Below are 2,785 nucleotides of genomic sequence, written 5' to 3'. Positions count from 1 at the left end.
TATAGGGGCAATCGAATAAGCGGATGCAATATCCGGGTTAGGCGATTCCTCACGCGCTGCGAAGCAGCGAGACGAGCGGCTGAAGCCTGCACACCAGCGCACGTTGGTGTCTAGCCTTTAGGCGATTCCTCACGCGCTGCGAAGCAGCGAGACGAGCGGCTGAAGCCTGCACACCAGCGCACGTTGGTGTCTAGCCTTTACGCGAAGGGATCGTACTGGCCCGGGACGGGGATCGGGTACTTGCCGTCGGGTCCGGGCAGTGCCGACTCCGGCGGCGGGCTGTCGATGGTGTAGTCATCGATCCCGGGTGCCAACTCGCGTCCCTTGTTCAGCAGATCATCCCACTTGATGACCTTGCCGCTGTAACACGCTTCGCGGCCCAGGATGGCAGTGAACGTGGACAGCGCGCCGTACTCACCTTCGTTGTAGATCTCTCCGCGGGCGAGTGCCGCGATCAGATCGTTCTGTTCTTGCTGGTGGCCTTGTTGACGCTCGCCGCTGAATTTCCAATCACCGCCTTCGCCGGAGATCTGGGATCCGGACACGTCGGCGGTTCCCTTGGTGCCGTGGGCGTACTCGGCCACGTGCGTCCAGGAACCTTTCAAGTGACGGCCTTGGCTGAACATCTTGGTGCCATCGGCGAAAGTGTATTCGCAGAAGGTGTGGTCAAAGATTTGGCTCTTGGTCGGATCGCCATCCATCCGCTGCTCACGTCCACCCATGCCATTGCACTCGACGGGGTACTCGCCTTTGAGCCAGCAACCGACGTCCAGGTTGTGGATGTGTTGCTCGCAGATCTGGTCGCCGGAAAGCCAGTTGAAGTGGTACCAGTTGTTGCACTGGAATGCCATTTCGGTCTGCTCTTCGGTTCGGTTGCGGTACCAGATGCCGCCGCCGTTCCAATACACGCGGGTGGCGATCACGTCACCGATCGCACCGTCGTGGATCCGTCCGATCGTTTCCAGATACTGAGCTTCGTGACGGCGTTGCAGTCCAATGCCGACCATCAAGTTCTTCTTCTTGGATTCTTCGACGCTGGCCAAGACGCGTCGGACGCCGGTGGCATCGGAGGCGACCGGTTTTTCCATGAAGATGTGCTTGCCGGCTTTGACGGCCGCTTCGAATTGTTGCGGTTTGAATCCGGGAGGCGTGGCGATGATGACCAGATCGGCGTCGACTTCCAGTAGTTTCTTGTAGGCATCGAGTCCGACGAACTTGCGGTCGGCCGGCACATCGACCTTGTCCTTGTAACGCTTGGACAGGGAGTTGATCGTGGCCGAAGCCTTGCCGTCAAACGCATCGGCAACGGCAACCAACTTGGTGTTTCCGCCGGATTTGAAAATATTGACCGAAGCACCGTTTCCGCGGCCACCGCATCCGATCAGGGCAAACTTGATTTCGTCGCTCCCTTGGGCGTGAGCGGTGCGGGCGATGGTGCTGGTCAGGGTCGCGCCGGCAGCCGCGGCAGTGGAAGTTTTCAAGAAGTTACGTCGGCTAGGATGATTTTCCATCTGTTGGTCCTTTCGGAATGATCAACTCGGCGGGCGGCGATGCGACACGTGCGTCGTCGGCCGGCGAGTTTTTTAGGTATGGGAGTTCGGTGGGCAACAAGATCACGCTGCTGTATTGTAAAGGCAATCGCGCCCCATTTGACTTTGCATGCACCGTTTTCTGCGAAGGTTTTTTTCTGCCAAACCGTTTTTTCTCGGTCGGGGCGGCGACACCCCAGACCTCGTGCGACCGCGCCGCAGGAGCAACCGATGTTGAACCCCAGCGACCCGACACCAGAAGACCAAGTGGACGAGACGTCCCCGACCAACCGGCCCGCGACGAAACAGCCGCCGAATGCCGGATTGCCGGTCGAATCCGCAGCGCCGACCCCGCCGGCATTCGGTTGCATTGTCTATTTCGCCTGCGACGACGGCGTGTTTCGCGGTCGCGTCGCCAATCTGGCAGAAATTGAGGTATCGGCATCCAGCCAACGCGAAATGCTCGGACAAATCGTCGCACGCTTCAAATCGAGCGTCGCCGACAGCCTGGACAAAGGCGAGACGCCCGCGTGGATCGTCCCGCCGGCAGAAAAACGGCCCGGTGAAACCAAGCTGTTTCTGCCGGTGCATTTGTAAGGATCGCGGCAGGACGCGAGTACCTGTAATGCCAACGCAGGTGGCATGACCCCGGCGGGGTCAAAGCCAGTAGCCGGAGGTGAGCGCAGCGACACCTCCGGATATCCGGCGCCCCAGCGTAACGCGACCCCGGAGGGTGTCGAAGCAAATCGTGCCAGAACCCTCGGACCCGGCCTGCCACTCCAATTGAAACAGCATCTCGATCAACTATTTCAGAAACGCGGACTGCGGCACCGCCGGCGAGTCCATTCGCTGCGACCCCGCCGGGGTCGATGGGATTTTGAGGCGCGCTTCCCGGAGGTGGCGCTGCGCTGACCTCCGGCTACTCGCTGTAATCCCTCCGGGATACTCGGTTCGCTAACGCTCCCCTTTGACAACAAACGCAGTGTCTGTTGCTTAGCGGCAGGGCGCCCGGCCGACCGGCCGCGTCACCGCAACTGCACGGCGATGCAGACTTCACAGCGGTTTCGGGCCAGCTGACGCACTTGCACGTCGACCGGATTCCACGTCTGGATCTGCTCCAGCCAGGCGTCGATTCGTCCCGCCGCGTCGTAGTTGCCCAGCTTCATCGTCAGCAACATTCCCGCCAGCGAGCACTCACGGTGCGTCACGATGTGCTCGATCGTCGTGAGTGTCTTTTCGGGTTTCACGTTCGAATC

The 2,785-nt window shown here is 60.4% G+C and carries 2 protein-coding genes and 1 pseudogene; 1 reads left to right on the top strand and 2 read right to left on the bottom strand.

All coding sequences use genetic code 11. The features are described 5' to 3' along the window. Positions 1-197: 197 nt before the first annotated feature. Positions 198-1,511: a Gfo/Idh/MocA family protein gene (locus ABX749_RS28465; RefSeq protein ID WP_372899012.1), complete on the bottom strand. Its 1,314-nt coding sequence runs from the start codon at positions 1,509-1,511 to the stop codon at positions 198-200. Positions 1,512-1,760: 249 nt separating this feature from the next. On the opposite strand from ABX749_RS28465, the gene ABX749_RS28460 reads away from it, so the two are divergent. Beyond that, positions 1,761-2,126 carry a hypothetical protein gene (locus ABX749_RS28460; protein WP_372899011.1) on the top strand — a complete coding sequence of 122 codons (366 nt, stop codon included), beginning with the start codon at positions 1,761-1,763 and terminating at the stop codon, positions 2,124-2,126. 428 nt (positions 2,127-2,554) lie between these two features. Here the strand turns inward: ABX749_RS28460 and ABX749_RS28455 are convergent. Then, positions 2,555-2,785 (bottom strand): annotated as a pseudogene (locus tag ABX749_RS28455) (SAM-dependent methyltransferase); the annotation flags it as partial.

The sequence above is a fragment of the Stieleria sp. genome (assembly GCF_041595215.1).
In the GTDB taxonomy this organism is placed as follows: Bacteria; Planctomycetota; Planctomycetia; order Pirellulales; family Pirellulaceae; genus Stieleria; species Stieleria magnilauensis.
The sequence above is the reverse complement of the archived record's forward strand: the minus strand, read 5'-3'. Positions and strand labels throughout refer to the sequence as shown.

Excerpts from the sequence above, each read along its gene's own strand:
- ABX749_RS28460 (WP_372899011.1), top strand. The coding sequence starts at position 1,761 with ATGTTGAACCCCAGCGACCCGACACCAGAAGACCAAGTGGACGAGACG.
- ABX749_RS28465 (WP_372899012.1), bottom strand. The coding sequence starts at position 1,511 with ATGGAAAATCATCCTAGCCGACGTAACTTCTTGAAAACTTCCACTGCC.